Source organism: Streptacidiphilus sp. P02-A3a, assembly GCF_014084105.1.
In the GTDB taxonomy this organism is placed as follows: Bacteria; Actinomycetota; Actinomycetes; order Streptomycetales; family Streptomycetaceae; genus Streptacidiphilus.
This window is the reverse complement of record NZ_CP048289.1, coordinates 3441771-3467626: the sequence shown is the minus strand read 5'-3', so window position 1 is coordinate 3467626 and position 25856 is coordinate 3441771. Positions and strand designations below refer to the sequence as shown.

The following is a 25856-nucleotide window of genomic DNA, read 5'->3' as shown; positions in this document are numbered from 1 at the left end:
CTGGGAGGAGTTCCGGCAATGCTAGAGCTGTTCCCGCACACGGATCCGAACGGACACCCGCGCAGCCGCACCGCGCCCGGGGTCCCCACCGACCCGCCGGCCAGTCATTCCCGCGCCGACGAGCCGGACGACGCCCGGCAGGCCGAGTCGGTGCTGGAGCTGGCCGCCGCGCTACAGCGCAGCCTGCTGCCGCGGCTGCCGTCGAAGCTGCCCGGGGTCGAGCTCGCCTACCGCTACCTGCCCAGCAACGACGTGATCCAGGTCGGCGGCGACTGGTTCGACGCGATCGTGCTGCCGGGCAAGCGAATAGGCCTGGTCGTCGGCGACGTGATGGGCCACGGGGTGGCCTCGGCGACGATGATGGGCCAGCTGCGCACGGCGGTGCAGACCCTCGCCGTGCTCGGGCTGCCGCCGCAGGAGCTGCTGCGGCATCTGGACGACACCGCGCGGCGACTCTCCGACACCCACCTGGCGACCTGCCTGTACGCCGTCTACGACCCGGTCACCCGGCGCTGCACGTTGGCCAACGCCGGGCACCTGCCGCCGGTACTGGCCCGCCCCGGCGAGCCCGCGCGGCAGCTGGAGATACCCACCGGCGTGCCGATCGGCGTCGGCGGGCACGCCTTCGACGCGGTCGAGTTCGACATCGAGGACGGCGACACGCTGGTGCTGTTCACCGACGGCCTGGTGGAGACGTCCAAGCGGGACTTCAGCGACGGCCTGGAGATCCTGCGGGCCGCCCTGCCGATCGCCCGGGTCCCGCTGGAACAGGCCTGCGGCAGCGTGCTCACGGCCCTGGACACCGCCCCGCGCTCGGACGACGCGGCGCTGCTGATGGCCAGGTTCGACGGCATCCCGCACGGCAACGTCGCCCACTGGGCGCTGGAGCCGGTGCCCCGGGCGCCCGGGCAGGCCCGGCGGCTGGTCCGCGGCATGCTCGACCGCTGGCAGCTCGGACACCTCGCGCCACTGGCGGAGCTGCTGGTCAGCGAACTGGTCGGGAACAGCATCCGGTTCGCCTCGCGGCCGATAGGGCTGCGGCTGCTCTACACCGACACGCTCACCTGCGAAGTCCACGACGACTGCCACACCCTGCCGCTGCCCAGGACCACGCAGGAGCTCAGCGAGAAGGGGCGCGGACTGTCGATCATCAGCGCGCTGTCGCACCGCTGGGGCACCAACCGCACCGACACCGGGAAGATCGTCTGGTTCGAGCTCGAACCCAGCGGCGGACCGGCCGGACCCGCCGACGGCACGGCCGCCCCCGGGACCGGCAGCACCGGCAGCACCAGCACCCGGGGCACCGCCCCCGCCCAGCGCACCCCAGGAAGGACACCATGACCGAGCAGACGTGGATACCGGAGGACGTCGACTCCGAGCGGCCCAGCATCGCCCGGATCTACGACTTCTACCTCGGCGGCAACCACAACTTCCCGGTCGACCGGGAAGCCGCCCGGCAGGTGGTCGAGATGGCGCCCGAGCTGCCCGAGATCATGCGGGTCAACCGCGCCTTCCTCCGGCGCGCCGTGCGCCACCTGGTCGAGGGCGGGATCCGCAACTTCCTCGACCTCGGTTCCGGCATCCCCACGGTCGGCAACGTGCACGAGATCGCCCAGGCCTTCGACCCGACCTCGCGGGTGGTCTACGTCGACAACGACCAGGTGGCGGTCGCCCACAGCCGGGAGATCCTGAACGGCAACGACCGCGCCATGGCCATCCTCGCCGACCTGCGCGAACCGGCCACGGTGCTGGACGACCCGGAGGTCAACCGGCTGCTGCTGCTCGGCCTCGGCGAGCCGATGGCGGTGCTGATGAGCGCGGTGCTGCACTTCGTGCCGGACGACGAGGAGGCCGCCGCGCTGGTCGCCACCTACCGGGACGCCATGCCCTCCGGCAGCTACCTGGTGCTCTCCCACGCCTGCGACCGGGCGTCCGCGGCCAAGCGCGTCGGACCGGCCGCCGCCCAGTACTCGCGCACCATCGCGCCGATGAAGCTGCGCTCCCCGGAGGAGGTCACCCGGCTGCTGGACGGCTTCGAGATCCTCGACCCGGGCGTCGTCTACTGCTCGCAGTGGCGGCCCGACCCCGCGGACGGGCCGGTCCCGGCCGACCCGCTGCCGACCGCCTGCGCCGTGGCCAGGAAGCCCTAGGGTGACCCTGGCCGTCGCGCACCGGGGCGATCCGCTGCGGTACCGCGAGAACACCCTCCCCTCCGTGGCCTCGGCGATCACGGAGGGGGCGGACTGGGTCGAGGTGGACGTCCGGCTCACCCGGGACGGCGTGCCGGTGCTGCTGCACGACCCCACCCTGCTCAGGCTGTGGCGGCACGACCGCCGGATCGACGCGCTGACCTTCGCCGAGGTCACCGCGCTGAGCGGGGGCGGGATCCCGCGGCTGCGGGCGGCACTGGAGCTGGCGCTGGACCACGGGGTGCCGCTGATGCTGGACCTGCCCGCGCCCGCCGAGGGCCGGGCCGCGCTGGCGCTGGTCCGCGCCCTGGACTGCCCGGACCGGGTGGTCTTCACCGGGGCCTGGCAGGCACTGGCGGAGATCCGCCGCGAAGCACCCGCCGCGCTGATCGCGATGAGCTGGGAGTCCCCGCTGCCGCCGCGCCCGGAGCTGGTCCGGCAGGTCCGCCCGGACTACTTCAACCAGTACCACCGCTGGCTCACCGCGGGCCGGATCGCCCGGCTGCACCGCAAGGGGCTCAAGGTCTCCACCTGGACCGTCGACCGCGCCCCGGCCATGGCCGCGCTGGCCGCCGCCGGGGTGGACGCGATCATCAGCAACGACCTGCGCACGCTGCGCCGCACCCTGGCCGCCCGTACCCCGGAGGCCGTCCGGTAGCGGGGGCACCCCCTGGCCGGGCCGCCGACGGAGCGTGCCTAGACTCGCCCCCGTGACGAAGCTCTTCTTGATCCTTCATATTGTCGCGGCCATTGTCGCGATCGGTCCGGTCGCCGTGGCGGCCAGCATGTTCCCGCCGGTCGCCCGGCGCGCCCTGACCGGTGCGGGCGACGGCGACTCCCGGGCGACGCTGGGCGTGCTCAACCGGATCTGCAAGGTGTACGCGCTGGTGGCGATAGCGGTGCCGATGTTCGGCTTCGCCGCCGCCGGGGTGATGAAGGTCACCGGGCAGACCTGGGTGGTGGTCTCGATCATCCTCACCGTGGTCGCGGCGGCGGTCCTCGGCGCGCTGGTGCTGCCCAAGCAGACCGCGCTGCTGACCGCGGACGGCGCGACCGCCACCGAGACCGCCGTCAAGGACAGCAAGCAGCTGGCGATGTACGCGGGCATCTTCAACCTGCTCTGGGTCGCGGTGACGGTGATCATGATCGTCCGCCCCGGCTCGACCCTGGGCCACTAGGGCCGGTCTTTCGGATCACGTCGGGCGGCCGACGGGGCCCGCCGCCGCGCCGGTCACCGTGGCGGCACGCGGCACGCTGGGGCCCGCCCGGAGGCGATATGCACGGTACGGGTAATACGGTGGGCCCATATCCCTCACGTGTGCGCTCCCGTCGGCCGCCGACCCGGACCGCGCACCGGAGCGCGGAAGGGGCGGCTGGATGGGCGAGCAACCCGACAGCGACGACACCGGCGCGCCGCTGCGTGCGGAGCAGGTGCTCGGACCCGCCGGGATCGGCGTCTGGCGCTGGAACGCGCCGCACGCCGAGCTGGAGCTGGACCGGACCAGCGCGCGGCTGCTCGGCGCGGACGAGTCGCGGCCGCGACTGCTCGGCCGGGACGTCCGGGCGCTGCTGCACGGCGAGGACTTCGTCCGGCTGCGGTCCACCGCGCGGCTCGCCATCAGCGAGCACCGCAGCTTCGACGTCCGGGTGCGGGTGCTGAGCGAGACCGGGCAGGTACGCCGGGTGCTGCTGCTGCAACTGGTCCCCGGCGAGCCGACCGGGCGCTACCCGGTGCAGGGCACGGCGGCGCCCGGCCAGTGGCCGGAGGACTGGGCCGACGCCCCCGAGCCGCCACCGGCCCCGGAACCGCGGCCCGGCCACGGCCCCGACCGGGACCCGCGCTCGCGGGCCGCCGAGCTGCGGCAGATCGACGGCCTGAACCGCTCCCCGCAGCCGCCCGCCCCGCCGCGCCGCTCCCCCGCCCGGTCCCCGCTGGCGTCGTCCCCACCGCTGCTGCCGGTGCCCACCGCCGACATGCGGCGCTCCCGCGAGGCCTTCCTGCTGGACGCCGGAATGGCGCTGGCCGAGGCCGGGACCACCAGCGAGGTGCTGCGGGTGGTCTCCACCCTGTCCATGCCCGGCTTCTCCCCCGACGCCCTGGCGGTCTTCGGGATCGAGGGCGCGATGCTGACCATGGTCGGCCGGCACGGCCACGAGCCACGCGACGAGGCGCCGTTCCGGATGTCGCTGGACGCCGACTACCCGGGCGCCGAGGTGGCCCGCACCGGGCGCCCGGTCTACCTGTCCTCGCCCGAGGCCTACCGGCGGCGCTACCCCACCACCTGGCCGCTGGCCGAGGGCTTCGACCGCAACTCCTGGGCCTTCCTGCCGCTGGTCTCCGCCGGACGCACCACCGGGACCTGGCTGGCGGCCTTCCGCGAGCCGGTGCGGTTCACCTCGGACGAGCGCGCGGTGCTGTCCACCGTCGCCCGGATGCTGGCGCAGGCGCTGGAACGGGCGCACACCAACGAGTCCGAGCGGGCGCTCTCGCTGGGACTGCGGCGCAGCATGGGCGCCGGGTCGCCCGCGGTCAGCGGCATGACCGTGGCCAGCCGCTACGTGCCCACCGGCGGCGGGCTGATGGTCGGCGGCGACTGGTACGACGTGATCGACCTGCCGGAGGGCCGGTTCGCGGTGGTGATCGGCGACGTCGAGGGCCACGACGTGCACGCCGCCAGCCTGATGGCGCAGCTGCGCACGGCGGTGCACGCCTACGCGGCCGAGGGCCACCACCCGGACGCGGTGCTGGCCCGGACCTCCCGCTTCCTCTCCGGCCTGGACGCGGACCGGTTCGCCACCTGCGTCTACATCGAGGCCGACCCGGCCACCGGGACGCTGGCGGTGGCCCGGGCCGGGCACCCGCACCCGGTGCTGCGGCTGCCGGACGGCACCTGCCTGATCCGGCACGTGGACGGCGGGCTGCCGCTGGGGCTGCTGCCGCAGGGCGAGGACTACCCGGTGACCACCATGGAGCTGCGGGTCGGCGAGGTGCTGCTGCTGTGCACCGACGGGCTGATCGAGACCGGTGGCCACGACATGTACAGCGGCTGGGCGCGGGTCCGGGACACCATGTCGCCGGGACCGGCCGACGACCTGGAGGCGATGGCGGACGCGCTGATCCGGGCGGTGCACGGCCCGGCCTCGCACCAGGGCCCGGGCCACCTCACCGACCGCCGCGAGGACGACATCGCGCTGCTGCTGCTGCGCCGCGACCAGGTCGGCCCGGAGTCCGAGCCCCCGGTCCGGCAGCTGGTGCTGACCGTCGGCCAGGACCAGCCGGAGCGGATCGCCGGGGTCCGCGCGGAGCTGCGGGCGATCCTGCACGACTGGGCGGTCGAGGACCACGTGGACGCGGCGCTGCTGCTGGCCTCGGAGCTGCTGGCGAACGTGCTGGTGCACACCGACCAGGAGGCGACGCTGGTGGCCGCGCTGCACGGGACGCCCGGCGAGCGGCGGCTGCGGGTCGAGGTCGCGGACCAGAGCGACGAGCAGCCGCACCGGCGCACCCCCGGCGAGATGGCCTCCTCCGGGCGCGGGCTGATCCTGCTGGAGCTGCTGGCGGACCGCTGGGGGATGCAGCCGCGCGGCCAGGGCAAGTGCATCTGGTTCGAGCTGGACGAGGCGGCCGGGGACCAGGCGTAGCGCCCCCGGCCGCCCCCCTACCCCTGGCCCGGGCGGCGCGCTACCGGGCGGCGGCCGCGCGGCTGGGTGGGCTCGACGAGCGCGGTCGGCTTCGGCAGTTCGCCGGTCTGCGGCTCGCCCTGGCTCAGGGTGAGCTCCTCGCCGCAGTGCCGCAGTTGCAGCGGCGCGCCCTCGGCGAGCGTGTAGACCGCGCCCGCCGGGGTGATCTCCACCCGCAACCGCCGCCCCTGGAACTGGATCCGGAAGGCGATCCGGGTCAGCCGCTGCGGCAGCCTCGGCGTGAACGACAGCCTGGCGTCGTGCAGCCGCAGCCCGCCGAAGCCGATCACCAGGCCGATCCAGGTCCCGGCCAGCGCGGCCAGGTGCAGGCCGTCGCGGGTGTTGTGCTCCAGGTTGTCGAGGTCCATCAGCGCGGCCTCGCCGAGGTAGTCGTAGGCCAGGTCCAGATGGCCGACCTCGGCCGCGATCACGGCCTGGCACTGGGCCGACAGCGAGGAGTCACGGACCGTCAGCGCCTCGTAGTAGGCGAAGTTGCGGGCCTTCTGCTCGGCGTCGAAGGCGTGCCCGCACAGGTACATGGCGAGCACCAGGTCGGCCTGCTTGACCACCTGTTTGCGGTACAGGTCGAAGTAGGGGAAGTGCAGCAGCAGCGGGTACTGGTCGGGGTCGGTGTGCTCGAAGTCCCAGACCCGGTGGCCGGTGAACCCGGCGGCCTGCTCGTGCACGCCGAGGTCGTGGTTGTAGGGCAGCGACACGGCCTCGGCGGCGTCGCGCCAGTCGGCGGTCTCCTCCTCGTCCACGCCCAGCGCCGCCGCCTGCTCCGGGTGGCGTTCGGCGGCGTCGGCGGCGGCCCGCAGGTTCGCCTGGGCCATCAGGTTGGTGTAGACGTTGTCGTCGGCGATGGCGCTGTACTCGTCGGGTCCGGTGACCCCGTCGATGTGGAAGGCCCCGGCGTGGTCGTGGTGGCCGAGCGAGCGCCACAGCCGGGCCGTCTCCACCAGCAGTTCCACCGCGGTCTCGCGCTCGAAGGCGGTGTCGCCGGTAGCCGTGACGCAGCGCACCACCGCGTTGGCGATGTCGGCGTTGACGTGGAAGGCGGCCGTCCCGGCCGGCCAGTAGCCGGACGCCTCCTCGCCGTTGATGGTGCGCCAGGGGAAGGTCGCCCCGCGCAGCCCCAGCTGCTGGGCCCGGGCCCGGGCCGCCGGGAGCATCGCCTGGCGCCAGCGCAGCGCCTGGACCACGGCCTCCGGCATGGTGAAGGTGAGCACCGGCAGCACGAAGGTCTCGGTGTCCCAGAAGGTGTGGCCGTCGTAGCCGGAGCCGGTCAGGCCCTTGGCGCCGAGCGCCCGCTCCTCGGCCCGGGCACCCGCCTGGAGCACGTGGAACAGCGCGAACCGGACCGCCTGCTGGATCTCCGCGTCGCCGTCGACCTCCACGTCGGCACGGTCCCAGAAGTCGTCCAGGTAGGCCCGCTGCTGGTCGATCAGGCCCTGCCAACCGGTGCTGCGGGCGCCCGCGAGGGCCGCCGCGACCTGGTCCCGGACGGCCGACAGCGAGCGTTCGGCCGACCAGCCGTAGGCGACGAACTTCTCCAGCCGCAGCCGTTCGCCCGGGCGCAGCACCGACGTGACGGTGAGCCGGGCGACGTCCGGTCCGGTCTCGGCGCTGTGGGTGGTGCCCTTCGGGCCGTCGAGCACGTGGTCGGCGGCGGCGGCGATCCGCAGCCCGCTGCGGACCGTGGTGTGCGCCAGGGCCAGTCGCAGGCCGGTGGCCAGCGACTCCTCCGGGGTCAGCGAGTTGTCCAGGGCCGCCGCGACCCGGGGGTCGTCCGACTGGTACGCCACGTGCTCGTCGGCCACCAGCTCGGACTGGACCACCACCCGGACCTCGGCGTCCACCGCCTCGACCTCGTAGCAGACACCGGCGATGGACCGCTCGGTGAAGGAGACCAGCCGGGTGGAGCGGACCCGGACCGTCCGGCCCGCCGGGGAGGTCCACTCGCAGCTGCGGCGCAGGACTCCGGCCCGCAGGTCGAGCACCCGCTCGTGCGCGTGCAGGCGGCCGTAGCGCAGGTCGAACGGCTCGTCGTCGACCAGCAGCCGGATGATCTTGCCGTTGGTGACGTTGACCAGGGTCTGCCCGGACTCGGGGTAGCCGTATCCGGCCTCGGCGTAGGGCAGCGGGTGCAGTTCGTAGACGCCGTTGAGGTAGGAGCCGGGCAGGCCGCTCGGCTCCCCCTCGTCCAGGTTGCCGCGCCAGCCGATGTGGCCGTTGGACAGCGCGAACAGCGACTCGCTCTGCGGCAGCACCGCCAGTCGCAGCGCGGTCTCGCGCAGCGCCCAGGGCTCGACGGTGAAGGTGGTCTGGCTGATCATCGGCCGCTCCGCTCGTCCGGTCCGGGCTGCGGGTGGTCCAGCAGCTCGGCCAGGTCGGTGACCACCCGGTCGGCGCCGTGTGTGCGCAGCTCGGCGGCCTGGCCGACGCGGTCCACGCCGACCACCCAGCCGAAGGCCCCGGCGCGTCCGGCGTCCATGCCGACCAGGGCGTCCTCGAACACCGCCGCCTGCTCCGGGTCGGCCTCCAGCTCCCGGGCGGCCTGGAGGAAGGTGTCCGGGCTGGGCTTCCCGGCCAGGCCGAGGCGGGTGGCGACCAGGGCGTCCACCCGGACCTCCAGCAGCTTCTCGATGCCCGCCGAGACCAGCACGTCATGGCAGTTGGCGCTGGAGGAGACCACGGCGGTGCGCAGCCCGGCCGCGCGGACCGCCTCCAGGTAGCGGACCGAGCCGGGGTAGGCGGCCACCCCCTCGCTCTTGATCTTCGCCAGGACCAGCAGGTTCTTCCGGTTGCCGAGACCGTTGACGGTGTCCCGCTCCGGCGGGTCGTCCGGGGTGCCCTCCGGCAGGTCGATCCCCCTGGCGCCGAGGAAGCTGCGGACGCCCTCGGCCCGCGGCCTGCCGTCCACGTAGGCGTCGTAGTCCGCCACCGGGTCGAACGGGCGGAAGTCCGCGCCGTCGCGCCGCCGCAGGAAGTCGTCGAACATCTCCTTCCAGGCGGCGGCGTGCACCACGGCGGTGCGGGTGAGCACGCCGTCGAGGTCGAACAGGCAGGCCGTGATGCCCTCGGGAAGGCCCAGCGGCGTGATGGTCCGCGCTGTCGTGGTCCGCGTCGTTCCGGTCCGCGTCGTCATGGTGCGCGCATTCCCCGGAAACGGGTGCGGATACCCGGTACCGGCGTCACGTTCATCCGAACTGTCGCGCGACTCACAGCCTGCGCCGGGGGCGGGGCAGCCGACGGGCGGCGCGCCGGGCCAGGCGGCGGGACCAGGGGTAGCGGCCGAGCCAGGCGAAACGCTCGCGCTGCCGGGCGGAGGCCCGGTCCAGCTCCTCCATCAGCCGCCGGGAGCGGTGCTCCAGCGACAGCTCGTCCAGGATCCGGTCGACCTCGGCCAGCAGCGCGCCCTGCAACTGCCAGGCGTGCGGGTGCAGCTGGACCCGTTGCAGCAGCATCTGGGCGACCCGCTCGCGGCTGGCCCAGGCCGCGTCGAGCTCCGCGTTCATCCGCTCCTCGGCCTGTTCGGCGTTCGTGCTGACCTGGGTGGTCACCAGTACCGCGAAGCTGACGATGGCCGCGCCCAGATGGCCGAACAGGTCCTCCAGCGCCACCGCCACCTCGTGCGGGAACAGCACCTCGCCCTCGTCCCGCCGTTTGGCCAGGTCGGTCAGCGAACGGGCCATCACCCGGACCACCACCACGCAGATCTCCAGCGTGTCCAGGCCGGTGCGCAGCACCAGTCTGGACAGCAGCCGCTCGCTGATCCTCGGGTTCAGCCGCAGGCTGTCCTCCGCCTGGCGCAGCGAGGCGTCCACCCGGGCGATGTCCTGGTCCAGGTCGCGGGCCTCGTGCAGCCGGGCCTCGGCGCGCGCGACCGGGGCCGGGGCGTCCAGTTCCTCGGCGATGTGCCCCAGCAGTTGGCGCACCCGGCGGGCCAGGTCCTCGATCGACTCCCCGGCGGTCTCCACCCACACCGGTGGCGCGAACAGCAGGTTGAACAGCAGTCCGACGCCCGCGCCGATCAGGGTCTCCAGCACCCGGTCCCAGGCCTGGCTGGCGAGCCGGGAGACGCCGAGCACCAGCATCGCGCTGATCGCGACCTCGTTGACGAACTCGTCGACCCGGACGTAGCGGCCGACCGTCAGCGCGGCCAGGATGATCAGGCCCAGGCTCCACCAGCTGAGGCCCATGACCTCGCTGAAGCCGCTGGCGATGAGCACCCCGACGACCACCGCGACCACCCGGCGCAGGCTGGTGACCATCGTCGAGTACAGCGTGACCTGGACCACCAGCAGCGCCGTCAGCGGCGCGGTGAGCGGCGCTGACTCGCTGCTCAGCCGCTCGGCGACGATGTAGGCGATGGTCGCCGCGGCGGTGGCGCGCAGGGACTGCACGACGACGGGGTCCTTGCGTCGTCGTCGTAGCTCGCTGACCAGGTCTTTGGTTCCGGGCATGCTGGGCACGGGGTGCGTATTCCCGGTCGGGGGCGTGCCAGACACCGGTGTGCCGTGCCCCACACCCGAATGCCGAACCGGTCCCCGCCCGGGTGGGCGGGGACCGGCGTCATTGGGCCCGGGTCAGGAGGCGAAGGCCTCCAGCTCGGAGAGCTGCCCGGCGGGCCAGCCGGTGTTCGCGGTGAAGGTCAGCTGCAGGTACCGGGTGGTGGTCCCGGCCGGCAGGGTGATCGTCACCGTGTTGCCGGTGGACGGGTTGAAGGTGTACCCGGCCGACGGCACCAGCGTGCTGAAGCTGGAGTCGTCCGTGCTGCCCTGCACCGACAGCGTCTCGGTGCGGGTGCTCCAGGCGGAGGACGGCGGCAGGTCGAGCACCAGTCGTCCGACGGCCTTGGACGCGCCCAGGTCGACGGTGAGGCTCTGCGGGAAGGCACTGTCGGCGCTCTCCCAGTAGCTGCTGGTGTTGCCGTCCACGGCGTTGGCCGGGACGTAGCCCTGGGTGTAGCCGGTCGCGGTGACCGGCTGGTTCAGCGCCAGGTTCGGGTTGCTCGGCGCGGTGGGGGTCGGGGTGGGGGTCGGCGTGGGCGTGGGCGAGCTGGAGGCCGTGGGGGCGAACGCCTCCAGCTCGGAGAGCTGCCCGGCGGGCCAGCCGGTGTTCGCGGTGAAGGTCAGCTGCAGGTACCGGGTGGTGGTCCCGGCCGGGAGCGGAATGGTCACCGTGTTGCCGGTGGACGGGTTGAAGGTGTACCCGGCCGACGGCACCAGCGTGCTGAAGCTGGAGTCGTCCGTGCTGCCCTGCACCGACAGCGTCTCGGTGCGGGTGGCCCAGGCGGAGGACGGCGGCAGGTCCAGTACCAGGCTGCCGACGGCCTTGGACGCGCCCAGGTCGACGGTGAGGCTCTGCGGGAAGGCGTTGTTGGTGCTCTCCCAGTAGCTGCTGGTGTTGCCGTCGACCGCGTTGGCCGGGGCGTAGCCCTGGGTGTAGCCGGTCGCGGTCACCGGCTGGTTCAGCGCCAGGTCGGCGTTGGCCGGGGCGCTGGAGGTCGGGGTGGGTGTGGGAGTCGGGGTGGGCGTCGGGGTCGGGGTGGGCGTGGGGGTCGGCGTCGGGGTCGGGGTCGGGGTCGGCGTGGAGCCGCCGCCGCCGTTGCCGGAGCCCGTCGGCGGCAGGCCGACCGGCGTCGGGAAGGCGCTGAGCACCGGCGTGGTGCTCCAACCGGTGTTGCCGCTGCCCAGGTTGAAGGTGAAGGTGCCCGCGACGTCGTTCGGGTAGCCGTAGTTGTAGGCACCGGCCACGCCGACGTTGGTGGCGGTCAGTCCGCTGACCGAGGCGGAACCGGACGTCTCCGCCTGGAACACCGTGGTACCGGTCCAGTTCACCGAGTTGTTGGTGAAGTTGACGCCGCTGACGGCGTAGCCCTCGCCGCCGCCGCCGACCAGCTCGAAGGCGCTGTACGGGCTGTCGTCGACGGCGTTGCCGCTGACGTTGACGGTGACGTTGGTGAACGCCGAGTCATAGGCGTCGAACTGCATCGCGCCCATCGGGTGGCCCCAGTTGGGGTTCAGCGCGCCGGTCCGGATCAGCGTGTTGTCCGACACCGTGACGGTGCCCGACAGCGGCGTGAACGGGGTCAGGAACTGCTCGTTGGAGATGTCCAGACCACTGCCGAGGGCGTTGGTGTCGGCGATCACGTTGCCGGTGATGGTGTTGTTGGCGCCGCCGTAGTCCGCGATGCCGTTGGCCAGCGTCGGCTGGACGATGGTGTTGTCACTCAACGTGTTGCTGCTGTCCGCGGCCGGATAGGACCACAGCGCCAGGCCGTCGTCGCCGTCGTTCCGCAGGAAGTTGTTGGTGACGGTGTTGCCGGTCGCGTTGCCGTTGAAGTTCAGGCCGTCCGCGTCGGTGGACTCGACGACGGAGTTCTCCACGGTGATGTCGGTGTTGCCGTACTGGAGCCAGAAGCCGACGTTGGTGTCCTGGATCCACAGGCCGTCGACGATCGAGCCGGTGCCCAGCGATCCGTTGATCGCGTTGGCGGTGCTGTCGTCGTGGCGGCCGACCGTGGAGCCGAGGATGGCGAAGCCGCTCAGGTTGACCGGTCCGGAGACGGTCGAGGTGTTGTCGATGAACTCGTTGGTCTTCAGTTGCGAGTACCAGTCGCCGGCGCCCACGATGGTGGCCTTGTTCACCTGCAGGGCCGAGGTGATCAGGTAGGTCCCCTGCGGGATCCACACCGGCACGTTGGCGGCGGCGGCCGCCGCGATGGCGGTGCGGAAGGCGTTGGTGGAGTCACCGGTGCCGGTCGGGTCCGCGCCGTCGCCGACCACCGAGATGGCTCCGGCGGGCTCCGCGGTGGGGGCGCCGATGTTGTAGAAGTCGGCGACGTCCAGGGTGTAGGGCAGGGCGGTGTCGCCCGAGTCGACCTCGAACTTCACCGTCGACCCGGCGGCGATGGTGGAGGGCAGCAGCTCCCGGACGTCGTCGTAGAACTTGTGGGTCTTGCTGCCGGTGATGTTGCCGGTGGAGATGTAGCTGTAGGCCGAGGTCAGCGACAGCTCGTTGCTGAGCTTGGTGCCGTTGACGTAGACCGACAGCGTCCCGGACTGCCCCTGCGGGACCGCGTAGTGCAGGTCGAAGGCGTTGGCCGGGGCGGTCAGGGTGAACTGCACGTACTGGCCCTGGGCGGTCAGCTGCACCGCCTGCCGTCCGGAGGCCTCGGTGGCCAGGTCGCCCTGGGTGTAGTCGGGACCGATCACCGTGCCGTTGGTCGTGGCCTGCGGCCCCTCTGCCTCGTATTCGCCGGTCAGGCCAGGGACCGAGGCGCCGGTTCCGTTGGCGGCTCCGGCCGCGAACGGGCCGAGACCGGCCGGGGCGGCGGCGGCCACGGCCTGGTGTGCGGGGACGGCGAGCAGCAGGCCGAGCGCGGCCGTGGCGACGGCCGCGACGCTCGCCAGAACCTGCGTTCCGCGATTCGCTCGTCTCCGTTCCGGTGTTCCCTGTGGCTGCGCGGTGGAGCGGTAGTACGTCATGCGTACGACCTTCCTGGGTGGGTGTGGGTAGGAGCCGGGGCGCCACTGCCTGACGGCGGGACCTGACAGCGAGATGTCTGTCAGGAACCTGACATGGCCGGGACGCCAGGGGTGCGCGGCGTCGACTCCGAAGCGGCGGCGGGTGGCTGCCGTTGCGGCGGATCGTATCCAGGTGAACAGACGGCCGCAATACATCGATCAATTTGCGCAAGCTCTGCGCAAAAGGACCGCAAACTCTGCCAGTACTGCGACATGACGATCCCTCAGCCGCGTGCCGCGCACCCGGCCCCGGCCCGGGACTGCCCCGCACGCGCCGGTGGAGTCGCGCGTCCCCTGGTCCCGTGCGAACGTCGGCCTAGGCACAGATAGCGGGCAGACAGACAGCTGACTCATCTGACACATCGGGAAGGGGCTGACCGATCCGTGGCGGGCTTCATCCAGCACTACGCCGTCGACCTGGGCAGTACCACGCTGCGCGTGTACTCCAGCCGCGCCCGGGAGGTCCGTTGCACTCCCAACGTGGCCGTACTCGACCCCCGGGGCACGATCCGCGCGCGAGGGGCCCGGGCGCTGGCGCTCCAGGGGCGGACCCCGGCCGGAATGGAGGTGGTGCGCCCGGTCGGCCGCAGCGTGATCACCGACCAGGCGCTGGCCGTCCGGCTGCTGCGCGAGGCCCTGTGGGAGGCCGCGCCGTGCCGGGTCTGGGAGTCGGCGCGGGCCTCCGTCTGCGTGGCCGACGAGAGCACCCCGGTCGAGCGGCAGGCGCTGCTGGCGGTGTGCCAGGAGGCGGGGCTGCGGGCGGTGCAGTTGATCCCGGCCTCGCTGGCCGCCGCCGCCGGGGCGGGCGTCGAGGTGCGTGACACGGGCGGGGCGCTGGTGGTGGACATCGGCACCGAGAACGCCACCGCGGCGCTGCTGTCGGCGGCCTCGGTGGTGCTGGCCCGGTCGGTACCGCAGGGCGGTGCGGCCATCGACCGGCGGCTGGTCCGACACCTCTACGAGGAGCACGACTTCGCGGTGAGCCCGGCCGAGGCCGAGCGGGCCAAGATCCAGCTGGCGTCGCTGCCGGGAAAGAACGCCAAGGTCACGCTCAAGGGCCGGGAGCTGGACCGGGGCCTGCCGCGCACGCTGACGCTCGCGGTCGGCGACCTCGCCCCGGCGCTGGAGGAGGTCGCCGACACCATCGCCGAGCTGATCCTCTCGGTGCTGATCGACGGACCCGAGGCGCTGGTGCACGACGTCTGCGAGCGCGGCGTGGTGCTCTGCGGGGAGGGGTCGCGGCTGCGCGGCCTGGAGGAGCGGGTACGCCGCCAGGCCCAGGTGCCGGTGCACACCCCGCCCCGCCGGGGCGAGATCGGGTCACTGGGGGCCTGGCGGCTGATGCGCTGGGCGCGCTCCCGCGACGTGGTGATGGAGCCGCACCGGACCTCCCCGACCGCCGCACCCACTGCCGTACTGACCGGTGCGGGCGCGGCCGAGCCGGACGGAGCTTGATCGGTGACGTACCGTCAGATCACCTTTTCACGGCCATGTGCGGCAACTCGCCATGATGTCAGGTGGCATGATGACTGATCAGGTGACCCAGGGTCAGCTACCACCGCAGTCGCAGCCGGTGGTCAGTGGTCTCACCAGTGCCGCCGTGATCCTGGTGCTGACCATCGCGCCGGGCGGGGAGGGCGCGGTCCGCGAGCTGCTGGCCGACCTGTCCGGCCTGGGGCGCTCGGTCGGCTTCCGACTCCCCGACGGCGGCCTGGCCTGCGTGGCCGGAATCGGCTCGGACGCCTGGGACCGGCTGTTCGACGGCCCCCGCCCGGCCGAGCTGCACCCCTTCCGCGACTTCGCCGGGGAGCGGCACCGGACCGTCTCCACCCCGGGCGACCTGGCACTGCACATCCGGGCACCGCGGATGGACGCCTGCTTCGAGCTCGCCGCGCAGGTCACCGGGCGGCTGGGGGACGCCGTCCGGGTGGTCGACGAGACCCACGGGTTCCGCTACTTCGACCTGCGCGACCTGCTCGGCTTCGTGGACGGCACCGAGAACCCCACCGGGCACGCAGCCGAGCGGGCGGTGGTCGTCGGCGCCGAGGACGAGCGCTTCGCGGGCGGCGCCTACCTGCTGGTGCAGAAGTACCTGCACGACATGGCCGCCTGGAACGCGCTGCCGGTCGCCGAGCAGGAGCGGGTGATCGGCCGCACCAAGTCCGACAACATCGAGCTGGACGACGCGGTGAAACCGGCGAACTCGCATGTCGCACTGAACACCGTGAACGACCCGGACGGCACCCAGCGGCAGATCCTGCGCGAGAACATGCCCTTCGGCACGATCGGCCGGGGCGAGTTCGGCACCTACTTCATCGGGTACTCGCGGACCCCGGACGTCACCGAGCAGATGCTGGAGAACATGTTCGTCGGCAACCCGCCCGGCACCTACGACCGGATCCTGGACTTCTCCACGGTGGTCACCGGCGGCCTGTTCTTCGCCCCCTCCGCCGACTTCCTGGACGACCCGCCGGGACCGCCGGGCGCGGCGCCGGAGCCGGTACCGGCCCCGGCGCCGGAGCCGGCCGCCGGACCACCGGACACCGCCGGGTCACTGAACATCGGCAGCCTGCGAAGGAGCACACCGCGATGAACAACCTGCACCGGGACCTCGCCCCCATCTCCGCCGCCGCGTGGGCCGAGATCGAGGAGGAGGCCCGCCGCACCTTCAAACGGCACATCGCCGGGCGCCGGGTGGTGGACGTCCAGGGCCCGGACGGGACCACGCTGTCCGCCATCGGCACCGGCGGGCTGCGGGAGATCTCCGCGCCCGGCCACGGGGTGACCGCCCGGCTGCACGAGCTGCAACCGGTGGTCGAGCTGCGGATCCCGTTCACCGTGGAGCGCGACGCCGTCGACAGCGTCGAGCGCGGCGCCAAGGACGCGGACTGGCAGCCGGTGAAGGACGCCGCCCGCCGGGCCGCCTTCGCCGAGGACCGGCTGATCTTCGACGGCTTCCCGGAGGCCGGGATCGGCGGCGTCCGCCCGGGCGCGTCGCATCCGCCGCTGCCGCTGCCGGAGGACCCCCGCGACTACGCCGAGGCGGTCAGCCGGGCGCTGACCGCCCTGCGGCTGGCGGGGGTCGGCGGCCCGTACACGCTGCTGCTCAGCGCGGACGCGTACACGGCCGTCAGCGAGACCGTGGACCAGGGCTTCCCGATCCTGACCCACCTCTCCCGGCTGCTGGACGGCGAGATCATCTGGGCCCCGGCGCTCGACGGCGCGGTGCTGCTGTCCACCCGGGGCGGGGACTACGAGCTGCACCTGGGGCAGGACCTCTCCATCGGCTACCGCTCGCACGACACCGCCGTGGTGGAGCTGTACCTCCAGGAGACGCTGACCTTCCGGCTCTACACCGACGAGGCGGTGATCTCGCTGGACGACTGAGCCGCCCGCCCGGACCCGACGGGCCCACCCCTCTCCTACCACACGGCCTATACCACGCTATGGCATCAATCACCCGCATTGGGTCCGATTTGGTGCACTTTACCCCTGTAGGGTGGTGGGAAGGCATGACCCGGCCAATCGGAGAGGAACGCAGGTGGTGCAGCAGTCCAGGACAGCCCGGTCGAACCGCGCGGACCGCATACCGGGCTGGTCGGACTGGACCACCCGGCGCTGGCTCACCGCCGGGGTGCTGGTCGCCCTGACCGCGCTGGTCGTGCTCTCGGGGCTCGGCGGCTGGGCCCTGGACCGGGCCGGGACCGCCACCAGCGACCTGGTCAACCGCAGCTCCCCGGCCCTGCTCGCGTCGTCCCGGCTGGAGACCGCGCTGGTCGACCAGCAGACCGGCGTCCGCGGCTACGGCCTCTCCGGCGACACCTCCTTCCTCCAGCCGTACACCCAGGGCCTGGCCGACCAGCGGGCGGCCGTCGACCGGCTGCGGCAGCTGCTCGGCAACGACCCGACCGCGCAGGCCAACCTCGACGCGGTGCTGGCCCAGGCCCGCACCTGGCAGACCGACGTGGCCCAGCCGATCGCCGCCGCCCCGCCCGGCGCCGCCGCCCAGGCGCTGGCCAACCGGGAGGCCCAGACCGACCAGAAGCAGTTCAACGCGATCCGGGCGGCGGCCCAGACCCAGCAGGCGCACCTGCAGGCCGAGCGCGACCACGCCTACGCCGCACTCCAGCAGACGCACACGCTGCGTGACGGGGTGCTCGCGGCCATCGGCTCGGTGATCCTGTTCCTGGCCGCCCTGGTCTTCGCCGGGCTGCGGCGCGGGGTGACCGTACCGCTGGAACGGCTGTCCAGCGACGTCCGGGTGGTCAGCGACGGCGACTTCTCGCACGCGGTCACCCCCAGCGGCCCGGCCGACCTGCGGCGGCTGGCCGAGGACGTCGAGGGGATGCGCCGACGGCTGGCCGAGGAGCTGGACTTCACCGACCGCGCCCGGCTGCGGCTCGACGAGCAGGCCGCCGAACTGCGCCGGTCCAACTCCGAGCTGGAGCAGTTCGCCTACGTCGCCTCGCACGACCTGCAGGAGCCGCTGCGCAAGGTCGCCAGCTTCTGCCAGCTGCTCCAGCGCCGCTACGCGGGGGAGCTGGACGACCGCGCCAACCAGTACATCGACTTCGCGGTGGACGGCGCCAACCGGATGCAGACGCTGATCAGCGACCTGCTCGCGTTCTCCCGGGTCGGCCGGGTGCACCGCAGGTACGCCTCGGTGGACCTGGAGCAGACCCTGGCCACGACCCTGGACTCGCTCAGCCTGACCGCCGAGGAGACCGGTGCCGTGATCACCCACGACCCGCTGCCCACGGTGACCGCCGACGCCACCCAGATGGGGATGCTGCTGCAGAACCTGATCGCCAACGCGATCAAGTTCCGCGACCCCGACCGGCCGCCGCGGGTGCACCTGTCCGCGCGGCGCGACGGCGAGCAGTGGGCCTTCGCGGTGAGCGACAACGGGATCGGGATCAGCCCCGACTACGCCGAGAGAGTGTTTGTGATCTTCCAGCGACTGCACACCAGGGACGCCTACCCCGGCAACGGCATCGGCCTGGCCATGTGCAGGAAGATCGTCGACTTCCACGGCGGCACCATCGCGGTGGACCCGGACCACTCCCCCGGCACCCGGATCAGCTTCACCCTGCCCGTCTCCGCCCCGACCCCGGCGTCCGCGTCGCTCGACGGCGACGGCGACAGCGACAGCGGCCATGGGACCGGCGCCGAGGGCTCCGCCGCGCCCGGCGCACCGGCGGGGGCACCGGCATGAGCGACACCGAGACCACCAGGACCATGACCGAACCGACCACACAGGAGGCGGCCGCGGCCGACGTCGAGACCTACCGCATCCTGCTGATCGAGGACGACCCCGGCGACGCGCTGCTGGTCGAGGAGCTGCTCACGGACACCGGTCTGGCGCACGACCTGCGCTGGAAGCAGACCCTGGCCGACGCCCTGGCCGATCTGGCCGAGGACACCCCGGACTGCGTGCTGCTCGACCTCAACCTGCCCGACGCCTCCGGGATCCCGGCGGTCGGCGCGGTGCAGAAGGCCTGCCCGAACGCCGCGGTGATCGTGCTCACCGGCCTGGCCGAGCCGCACGCGGGGATCCGCGCGGTCGCCAGCGGCGCCCAGGACTACCTGGTCAAGGGCCAGGTGCAAGCGGAGCTGCTGAACCGGGTGGTGCGTTACGCGGTGCACCGCAAGCAGGCCGAGCGGGCCGGCGCGGAGCTGCGCGAGAACCTGATCCAGGCCCGCGAGAACGCCCGGCTGGAACGCGGCCTGCTGCCCACCCCGCTGCTGCGCACACCGGAGGTCGGCGTCGCCAGCCGCTACCTGCCCGGACGGGAACGCGCCCTGCTCGGCGGCGACTTCCTGGACGTGGTGCAGACCCCGGACGGACTGGTCCACGCCGTGATCGGCGACGTCAGCGGCCACGGCCCGGACGAGGCAGCGCTCGGCGTCTGCCTGCGGATCACCTGGCGGGCGCTGGTCCTCGGCGGTCACCGCGACATCGAGCTGCTGGACCTGCTGGAGCAGGTGCTGGTCGCCGAGCGCCCGCGCGGCGACATGTTCGCCACCTGCACCACGCTCACCCTGGACCCGGCCAGCGGCGGCGGCTCGCTGCACCTCGCCGGGCACCACGAGCCGCTGCTGGTGACCGACGGCACCGCCCGCGAGGTGGCCGCCGAGCACGGCATGGCGCTGGGCATCCTGCCCGGCCAACGCGCCTGGGAGAGCAGCGACCTGCTGCTGCCCCCGGCGTCGGCGCTGCTGCTCTACACGGACGGTCTGATCGAGGGCCACAGCGGGCCCGGCAGCGAACGCCTGGGCACCACCGGACTGGTGGAGCTGATCGCGGACGCGCCGGAGCCGGAGGCCAACCGGCTGCTGGACCATCTGGTCACCACCGCCCAGGCGTTGAACGCCGGTCGGCACGCGGACGACCTGGCCATCCTGCACCTCACCCGCCCCTGAACCGCCCCGGCCCGGCCCGGCGTGCGGGGCGCACCGACCGACCGGTCGTGCGCCCAGTACGCCGGGCGGGGCCGTAACCGCAGCCCGCACCATGGACAGCGGAGGAAACCCTGCCCACAATGTGAGATGGCTCACCGGCGAATTTTTGACATGTTACCGCCAAACTCTTGTGGGCCGCCCCCCGATCCGCCTACCTTCCCTGGGAGGTAGCGCTGCCTGCTCCACCGCGAACCGCCCGGACGCCCCGGCTCACGAGGCCGGTGGTGCCCCGCGCTCGCTCCCGGTACCCACGGACTGGCCACAGAGGAGACCCATGTCCCCGTTCCGCCGCTCCCTCAGCCTCGGCGCGCTGATTCCCCTCATCGCCGCGCCGCTCACCGGCGCCGCAGTGCCCGCGCTCGCAGCGACCCCCGTGCTGCAGGCGCCGATGATCCACCACGACGGCGGCGCCACCCCGTTCTTCATCAGCCACGGCGGCCCCAAGCACACCACCGTGACCAGCGACAACTGGTCCGGCTACGCCGCCACCGGCTCGACGTACACCAGCGTGTCGACCACCTTCACCCAGCCTGCCGTCAACTGCTCCAGCGGTGACGGGTACTCCAGCTTCTGGGTGGGCCTCGACGGCTACAGCTCCGAATCGGTCGAGCAGACCGGCACCGAGGCCGACTGCTCCGGCGGCCAGGCCACGTACTCGTCCTGGTACGAGATGTACCCGGCGTACCCGGTCACCTACAGCAACACGGTCCGGCCGGGCGACGTGATCACCGAGACGGTCAGCTACGCCTCGAACACCTACACGCTGACCCTCAAGGACACCACCGAGAACTGGACCAAGACGACCACCAAGAAGGAGAGCGGCCTGTCCCGCTCCTCCGCCGAGGTCGTCGCCGAGGCCCCGTACTCGGGCGGCGTGCTGCCGCTGGACAACTTCGGCACGGTCAAGTTCTCCAACTCCACGGTCAACGGAGCCACGCTGAGCTCGACCAGCCCGACCGGGATGAACATGGTCTCCGACTCGGGCGTGCCCGAGGCGACCATCTCGTCGCTGTCCGGTGGCAACTTCTCGATCACCTGGAACAGCCTGTAGCCACCAGGTACCGGCGGGCAGTCGCCTTCGGGCGGCTGCCCGCTCGCGCGTCCGCGGCGGCGGTCAGTCCGCTCCGGCCGTGCTGCCGCCGCCGTCCGGCAGCACGGCGGTGTCCAGGAAGAACATGTCGAGGCTGCGGACCGCGTCGACGAAGTCGTCGAGGTTCACCGGTTTGGTGATGTACGCGTTGGCGTGCCGCTCGTAGGCCGCGCGGACGTCGGCCGGAGCGTCCGAGGTGGACAGCACCACCACCGGGATCATCTTCAGCCGCGCGTCGGCCTTCAGCACCGCGAGCAGTTCCCGGCCGTTCATCCGGGGCATGTTGAGATCCACCACGATCAGGTCCGGACGGGTGGCGGCGGGGTCGCGCAGCACCTCCAGCGCGGCCAGGCCGTCCGGCACCCAGGCGATGCTGCGGGCCGCGCCGCGCGCCCGCAGGGCCTCCTGCACCAGCAGCGCGTCGGCGGCGTCGTCCTCGACCAGCAGGATGTCGCGGGGCCGGTCGGGCGGGATACGGGACATGGACTCAGCCTAGGCGAGCGGCCCGCGCCCGGCACCGGCAACGGGGCCGGCCGCCCGGCCCCGCCCACGGTCCCCGGTGGCGCCCGGGGTCAGAAGTCCAGCGTCACCTGGTACCGGCGCAGCCAGGTGTCCAGCGCCAGCACCACCTCCGTGCTCGACCGCAGGTCCGCGCCCAGGGCCGAGTCGACGGTCTCGGCGACGGCGGTCAGGTCCAGCAGCTGCCGCACCGGCGCGTCCCGGTCGGCCAGTACCTGCCTGAGCTCCTCGCGCAGCGCCTCGGCGTAGCTGGGGTCCTGGGTGCTGGGGTACGGGCTCTTGACCCGGTCGGCGACGACGTCCGGCAGCACGTCCCGGGCGGCGGCGCGCAGCAGCGACTTCTCCCGGCCGTCGAAGGTCTTCATCGCCCAGGGGGTGTTGAAGACGTACTGGACCAGCCGGTGGTCGCAGAACGGCACCCGGACCTCAAGCCCGGTGGCCATGCTGGCCCGGTCCTTGCGGTCCAGCAGGAACTGCACGAACCGGGTCAGGTGCAGGTAGCAGACCTCCCGCATCCGGCGCTCCAGGCCGCTCTCCCCCGGCAGCCGCGGGACCTCGCTCAGCGCCTCGTGGTAGCGCTGCCGCTGGTAGCCCTCGATGTCGATCTTCTGCAGCAGGCCGGGCGCGAGCAGCGACTCCGGCTCGGTGCCGGAGTCGCCGGCGAAGCCGCGGCGGATCGCCGCCAGCCAGGGGAAGGTGTCGGCGTTGACCAGTTTCTCGTCGTGGAACCAGCTGTAGCCGCCGAAGACCTCGTCGGCGGACTCGCCGGACAGGGCCACCGTCGACTGCTGCCGGATCGCCTTGAACAGCAGGTAGAGCGAGGTGTCGCCGTCGCCGAGGCCGTACGGCAGGTCGCGGGCGACCACCACCGCCGCCCGGTGCTCGCGGTCCATCAGCTGCCGGGTGTCCAGCACGATGTCGCGGTGGTCGCTGGCGACGTGCTCGGCCAGGGCCCGGGCGTAGGGGCCGTCGGGGGTGCCGCGCAGGTGGTCGGCCCGGAAGTTCTCGGTCTGGCCGACGAAGTCGACCGAGAAGGAGCGCACCGGGCCGCGGCCCTGGGCGGCGAGCGCCTTGGCCGCCAGCGCGGTGATCACCGAGGAGTCCAGGCCGCCGGAGAGCAGCGTGCACAGCGGGACGTCGGCGATCAGCTGCCGGTCGACGATGTCGTCCAGCAGGTCGCGCACATGGGTGACGGTGGTGCCCAGGTCGTCGGGGTGCTCGTAGGACTCCAGGCCCCAGTAGCGGCGTTCGCGGGCGCCGTCGGCGGTCAGCCGCAGGGTGTGCCCGGGGCGCAGTTCGCGCATGCCCCGGTAGACGGCGTGGCCGGGGGTCTTGGCGAAGGCGAGTAACTCGGCCAGGCCCTCGGCGTCCACCACCGCGTGCACCTGGGGGTGGGCCAGGATCGCCTTGGGTTCGGAGCCGAAGACGATGCCGTCGTGTGTCCGGTAGTAGTAGAGCGGCTTGATTCCCATCCGGTCGCGGACCAGCAGCAGTTCCCGGCGTATCGGGTCCCACAGGGCGAAGGCGTACATGCCGTTGAGCCGGGTGGTGAACTCCTCGCCCCATTCCAGGTAGGCGTGCAGCGCCACCTCGGTGTCACTGCTGGTGGTGAAGGCGTGGCCCAGGGCCTGGAGTTCGGAGCGTAGTTCGCGGTAGTTGTAGATCTCGCCGCTGTAGGTGGTGACCAGCACCGTGCGGCCGTCGCGCTCGACCGACATGGGCTGCGCGCCGCCCTCGATGTCGATGACGGCGAGGCGGCGGTGGCCGAGCGCGGCGTTGGCGTCCAGCCACACCCCGGCGGCGTCCGGGCCCCGGCAGGCCATGGTCTCGGTCATCGCGGACACAATGCCCCGGGCGTCGCCCAGGTTCTGTCCGAAGGAGATCCAGCCGGTTATTCCGCACATGGTGGCGGTGTCCTCTCCGGTCAACCGCCCAGCTCAGGGCGGGCGGAGGCGCCACCGCGTCCCATGCGGCGGTACCGTGGTGAGCACACTAACCATCGCTTATTGCAAAGCGCAACGAATTCTGACCGTAGGCGAACGGATCCGGCCAACGGCAACGGATCCGGTTTGCGGAGGCGGGCCCACGCCTCAGCGGCGGCTTTGCCCGCACCCACCCGTGGGGTGAACCGCACTATTCCGCAAGCTTTCTGACAGCCGCTCAGCTCAGACGTACCGAGGGCGCCCATGACGGCCTTCGTGGTGACCTGACGTCAAATGTCTTGTTGTGAAACACATCCGTAACCACAGCCACGGCAACGCCCGCCGCCACGAGGCCCTTTCCCGTCGCGCTCAGTCCAGCGCCCGGACCAGGTCGGCCCGGCGGGCGCGCTTGGCGCCCGCCCAGCCCAGCGGGACCAGCGCCCGGCAGCACACCGGGCGGCGCAGCACCTGACGGGCGCTGGTGGCGATCATCCGGACCTCGCCCCGGTCGCTGATCTCGGCCCGGATCGTCCCCCCGGCGTCCGCGTACACCGGATGGCCGCCCGCACCCAGCGCGTCCGTGCGGTGGACCTGGACGATGTCGGCCGAGGTACGCGTGGCGCCCGCGGGCACCGACTCGAACGTCAGCTCGTATGCGGGGGTCGTGCTGCTCACCTTCACGGGTTCCGTCCTGGGAGGGCTCGGGGGGTGTCTCGGGGAAGGCCGCCGACGGCCTTCCCCGACCATGGTGACCACGGTCCGCCGCCGATCGGGGACCCGCAACAGCAGGCGTGGGCTCCGTGTCGCGGGGCGGTCAGCAGGCGCGCGGGCCGGTTTCCTGGTGAGATCGATAGACCCGGCCTGGACGTCCGGGCCGGATGCTCCCGGAAGGACACGCGTGTCCCAGGAGGAAGCGTGAGCGACGACATGACGGGCGACGCGGTCTACCAGCCCGATCCCGACTCCGATGTTCAGGAGGAGGACCAGCTGGAGCCAGAGGACACCCTGGTCAACCGGGGCGGCGGCGAGGTACTGGACGAGGGCTACTCCCCGCCCGACTGGCCACCACCGGTGTACAGGGCCGCGCTCACCCCACAGGACGAGTGGCGCGGCGAGAGCCTCGACGAGCGGCTGGCCGAGGAGCTGCCCGACGTGAGCACCCCGGTCGGCGACGGCCTCGGCGACGCCTCGGACACCGACGGCGAGATCCTGGACGAGGAGGTCGGCATCGGCCGCGCCGGACGCCTGGTCTCCCCCGGCGAGGGCGCCCACGACGAGCGCGACGGGCTGGTGGCCTCCGACAAGGGCATCGACGGCGCGGCGGCCTCGGCCGAGGAGGCGGCGATGCACGTGGTCACCGAGGAGGAGTAGCGCCCCCGGGTCTCACCGCCGGTCGCGCCCGCGCCCGGCGGCCGTTCGGGTGAGACGCGCGCCACAGCACATCAGTGGCCGCTCGACGCGACAGGACGCGCCCGGCGTAGCAGTCTTGACCCGGACGTACCGCGCCCGGGGCGGTCGGCGCACGGCGCCCGGGTGGCACGGACCACAGAGGAAGAGGAAACCACCGGACCAGGCAAGGAGTGAACGTGGACACGGTTCCCAGCATCACCCTCAACAACGGGGTGCGGATTCCCCAGCTCGGCTTCGGCACGTTCCAGATCAAGCCCCCGGACACCAGGGAGGCGACGCTGACCGCGCTCAGGGTCGGCTACCGGCACATCGACACCGCCGAGATGTACGGCAACGAGAAGGAGGTCGGCGAGGCGGTCCGCGAGTCCGGCCTGCCCCGCGAGGACGTCTTCGTCACCAGCAAGCTGAACAACGGCTTCCACGACCGCGACGACGCGCTCAAGGCCTTCGACCGGACGCTCGCCGACCTGGGTTTCGACTACCTCGACCTGTTCCTGATCCACTGGCCGCTGCCCAACGTCGGCGACTTCGTCGAGACCTGGAAGGCCCTGGAGGAGATCTACCGCTCCGGGCGGGTCCGGGCGATCGGTGTGTCCAACTTCCAGCCGCACCATCTGCGCCGGGTGCTGGACGAGACCGCGACCGTTCCGGCGGTGAACCAGATCGAGGTCCACCCGTACCTGACCCAGGACGGCGTCAGGGCGTTCAACGCGGAGCACGGCATCGCGACCGAGGCGTGGTCGCCGATCGCCCAGGGCAAGGTCCTGGACGACCCGACGATCACCCGGACAGCGCAGCGCCTCGGCCGTACCCCGGCCCAGGTCACGCTGCGCTGGCAGCTCCAGCGCGGCGACATCGTGTTCCCGAAGTCGGTGAACCGCTCCCGGGTCGAGGAGAACTTCGACCTCTTCGGTTTCGAGCTCACCGACCAGGACGTGGCCGCGATCAGCGCGCTGGACCGCCACGACCGCACCGGACCGGATCCGGACAAGTTCAACTACATCCCGTAGTGGCCCTTGCCTCCGGTGTCGGCCCGGCGGGCCCGGTCGCG

General features: G+C 72.6%; 20 protein-coding genes. 13 read left to right on the top strand and 7 right to left on the bottom strand.

The annotated features are described in order from the left end of the window. Positions 1-18: 18 nt before the first annotated feature. From GXP74_RS15735 to GXP74_RS15715, 5 genes are all read left to right on the top strand, one after another. Complete coding sequence (locus tag GXP74_RS15735; protein WP_182452099.1) at positions 19-1341, top strand: ATP-binding SpoIIE family protein phosphatase; 1323 nt, start codon at positions 19-21, stop codon at positions 1339-1341. Then, entirely contained in the window at positions 1338-2150 is an 813-nt protein-coding gene (locus GXP74_RS15730; protein WP_182452098.1) for an SAM-dependent methyltransferase, read from the top strand. Before GXP74_RS15735 ends, GXP74_RS15730 begins: the two co-directional genes overlap by 4 nt. Position 2151: 1 nt before the next feature. Continuing rightward, positions 2152-2847 (top strand): glycerophosphodiester phosphodiesterase, encoded by a 696-nt coding sequence (locus tag GXP74_RS15725; RefSeq protein ID WP_182452097.1) that lies wholly within the window; start codon positions 2152-2154, stop codon positions 2845-2847. A 52-nt stretch (positions 2848-2899) separates the two neighbouring features. After that, the gene (locus GXP74_RS15720; RefSeq protein WP_182452096.1) at positions 2900-3367 is read left to right on the top strand and encodes a hypothetical protein; all 468 of its coding nucleotides are present in this window, start codon (positions 2900-2902) and stop codon (positions 3365-3367) included. A gap of 199 nt (positions 3368-3566) precedes the next feature. Beyond that, positions 3567-5831 carry a SpoIIE family protein phosphatase gene (locus GXP74_RS15715; protein WP_225447967.1) on the top strand — a complete coding sequence of 755 codons (2265 nt, stop codon included), beginning with the start codon at positions 3567-3569 and terminating at the stop codon, positions 5829-5831. A gap of 17 nt (positions 5832-5848) precedes the next feature. Here GXP74_RS15715 and GXP74_RS15710 read toward each other — a convergent pair whose 3' ends face one another. From GXP74_RS15710 to GXP74_RS15695, 4 genes are all read right to left on the bottom strand, one after another. Continuing rightward, on the bottom strand, positions 5849-8206 hold the full coding sequence (locus tag GXP74_RS15710; RefSeq protein ID WP_182452095.1) for a glycoside hydrolase family 65 protein: 2358 nt from the start codon (positions 8204-8206) through the stop codon (positions 5849-5851). After that, positions 8203-8973 (bottom strand): HAD family phosphatase, encoded by a 771-nt coding sequence (locus GXP74_RS15705; RefSeq protein WP_182456474.1) that lies wholly within the window; start codon positions 8971-8973, stop codon positions 8203-8205. The genes GXP74_RS15710 and GXP74_RS15705 overlap by 4 nt, the downstream gene beginning before the upstream one ends. A gap of 118 nt (positions 8974-9091) precedes the next feature. Beyond that, positions 9092-10336 (bottom strand): aromatic acid exporter family protein, encoded by a 1245-nt coding sequence (locus GXP74_RS15700; RefSeq protein ID WP_182452094.1) that lies wholly within the window; start codon positions 10334-10336, stop codon positions 9092-9094. A 123-nt stretch (positions 10337-10459) separates the two neighbouring features. Then, positions 10460-13363 carry a discoidin domain-containing protein gene (locus GXP74_RS15695; RefSeq protein ID WP_182452093.1) on the bottom strand — a complete coding sequence of 968 codons (2904 nt, stop codon included), beginning with the start codon at positions 13361-13363 and terminating at the stop codon, positions 10460-10462. 423 nt (positions 13364-13786) lie between these two features. Here GXP74_RS15695 and GXP74_RS15690 point away from each other — a divergent pair, with 423 nt between their 5' ends. The 6 genes from GXP74_RS15690 (at position 13787) to GXP74_RS15665 (ending at position 20915) form a co-directional block, all read left to right on the top strand. Further along, complete coding sequence (locus GXP74_RS15690; protein WP_182452092.1) at positions 13787-14857, top strand: rod shape-determining protein; 1071 nt, start codon at positions 13787-13789, stop codon at positions 14855-14857. A 70-nt stretch (positions 14858-14927) separates the two neighbouring features. Further along, positions 14928-15995, top strand: a complete 1068-nt coding sequence (locus GXP74_RS15685; RefSeq protein WP_182452091.1) for a Dyp-type peroxidase — start codon at positions 14928-14930, stop codon at positions 15993-15995. Next, complete coding sequence (locus GXP74_RS15680) at positions 15992-16789, top strand: family 1 encapsulin nanocompartment shell protein (protein WP_182452090.1); 798 nt, start codon at positions 15992-15994, stop codon at positions 16787-16789. The genes GXP74_RS15685 and GXP74_RS15680 overlap by 4 nt, the downstream gene beginning before the upstream one ends. Positions 16790-16946: 157 nt before the next feature. Continuing rightward, positions 16947-18617: an ATP-binding protein gene (locus GXP74_RS15675; protein WP_182456473.1), complete on the top strand. Its 1671-nt coding sequence runs from the start codon at positions 16947-16949 to the stop codon at positions 18615-18617. A gap of 23 nt (positions 18618-18640) precedes the next feature. Beyond that, complete coding sequence (locus tag GXP74_RS15670) at positions 18641-19825, top strand: PP2C family protein-serine/threonine phosphatase (protein WP_182456472.1); 1185 nt, start codon at positions 18641-18643, stop codon at positions 19823-19825. A gap of 313 nt (positions 19826-20138) precedes the next feature. Beyond that, entirely contained in the window at positions 20139-20915 is a 777-nt protein-coding gene (locus GXP74_RS15665; RefSeq protein WP_182452089.1) for a G1 family glutamic endopeptidase, read from the top strand. A gap of 63 nt (positions 20916-20978) precedes the next feature. Here the strand turns inward: GXP74_RS15665 and GXP74_RS15660 are convergent, their stop codons facing one another. From GXP74_RS15660 to GXP74_RS15650, 3 genes are all read right to left on the bottom strand, one after another. Then, on the bottom strand, positions 20979-21437 hold the full coding sequence (locus GXP74_RS15660) for a response regulator (protein WP_182452088.1): 459 nt from the start codon (positions 21435-21437) through the stop codon (positions 20979-20981). Between the two features lie 89 nt (positions 21438-21526). Continuing rightward, positions 21527-23377 carry an asparagine synthase (glutamine-hydrolyzing) gene (gene asnB / locus GXP74_RS15655; protein ID WP_182452087.1) on the bottom strand — a complete coding sequence of 617 codons (1851 nt, stop codon included), beginning with the start codon at positions 23375-23377 and terminating at the stop codon, positions 21527-21529. A gap of 387 nt (positions 23378-23764) precedes the next feature. After that, positions 23765-24070 (bottom strand): DUF6296 family protein, encoded by a 306-nt coding sequence (locus GXP74_RS15650; protein ID WP_182456974.1) that lies wholly within the window; start codon positions 24068-24070, stop codon positions 23765-23767. A gap of 252 nt (positions 24071-24322) precedes the next feature. Between GXP74_RS15650 and GXP74_RS15645 the strand changes: the two genes are divergently transcribed. Both GXP74_RS15645 and GXP74_RS15640 read left to right on the top strand, forming a co-directional pair. Continuing rightward, positions 24323-24766 carry a DUF5709 domain-containing protein gene (locus tag GXP74_RS15645; RefSeq protein WP_182456471.1) on the top strand — a complete coding sequence of 148 codons (444 nt, stop codon included), beginning with the start codon at positions 24323-24325 and terminating at the stop codon, positions 24764-24766. Between the two features lie 215 nt (positions 24767-24981). Next, positions 24982-25815 carry an aldo/keto reductase gene (locus GXP74_RS15640; RefSeq protein WP_182452086.1) on the top strand — a complete coding sequence of 278 codons (834 nt, stop codon included), beginning with the start codon at positions 24982-24984 and terminating at the stop codon, positions 25813-25815. Positions 25816-25856: the final 41 nt, after the last annotated feature.

Bases quoted from the DNA above. Each gene is read 5' to 3' on its own strand.
- GXP74_RS15665 (WP_182452089.1), top strand. From the start codon at position 20,139: ATGTCCCCGTTCCGCCGCTCCCTCAGCCTCGGCGCGCTGATTCCCCTC.
- GXP74_RS15710 (WP_182452095.1), bottom strand. From the start codon at position 8,206: ATGATCAGCCAGACCACCTTCACCGTCGAGCCCTGGGCGCTGCGCGAG.
- GXP74_RS15685 (WP_182452091.1), top strand. From the start codon at position 14,928: ATGACTGATCAGGTGACCCAGGGTCAGCTACCACCGCAGTCGCAGCCG.
- GXP74_RS15700 (WP_182452094.1), bottom strand. From the start codon at position 10,336: ATGCCCGGAACCAAAGACCTGGTCAGCGAGCTACGACGACGACGCAAG.
- GXP74_RS15735 (WP_182452099.1), top strand. From the start codon at position 19: ATGCTAGAGCTGTTCCCGCACACGGATCCGAACGGACACCCGCGCAGC.
- GXP74_RS15730 (WP_182452098.1), top strand. From the start codon at position 1,338: ATGACCGAGCAGACGTGGATACCGGAGGACGTCGACTCCGAGCGGCCC.
- GXP74_RS15715 (WP_225447967.1), top strand. From the start codon at position 3,567: ATGGGCGAGCAACCCGACAGCGACGACACCGGCGCGCCGCTGCGTGCG.
- GXP74_RS15680 (WP_182452090.1), top strand. From the start codon at position 15,992: ATGAACAACCTGCACCGGGACCTCGCCCCCATCTCCGCCGCCGCGTGG.
- GXP74_RS15695 (WP_182452093.1), bottom strand. From the start codon at position 13,363: ATGACGTACTACCGCTCCACCGCGCAGCCACAGGGAACACCGGAACGG.
- asnB (WP_182452087.1), bottom strand. From the start codon at position 23,377: ATGTGCGGAATAACCGGCTGGATCTCCTTCGGACAGAACCTGGGCGAC.
- GXP74_RS15670 (WP_182456472.1), top strand. From the start codon at position 18,641: ATGACCGAACCGACCACACAGGAGGCGGCCGCGGCCGACGTCGAGACC.
- GXP74_RS15660 (WP_182452088.1), bottom strand. From the start codon at position 21,437: ATGTCCCGTATCCCGCCCGACCGGCCCCGCGACATCCTGCTGGTCGAG.
- GXP74_RS15645 (WP_182456471.1), top strand. From the start codon at position 24,323: ATGACGGGCGACGCGGTCTACCAGCCCGATCCCGACTCCGATGTTCAG.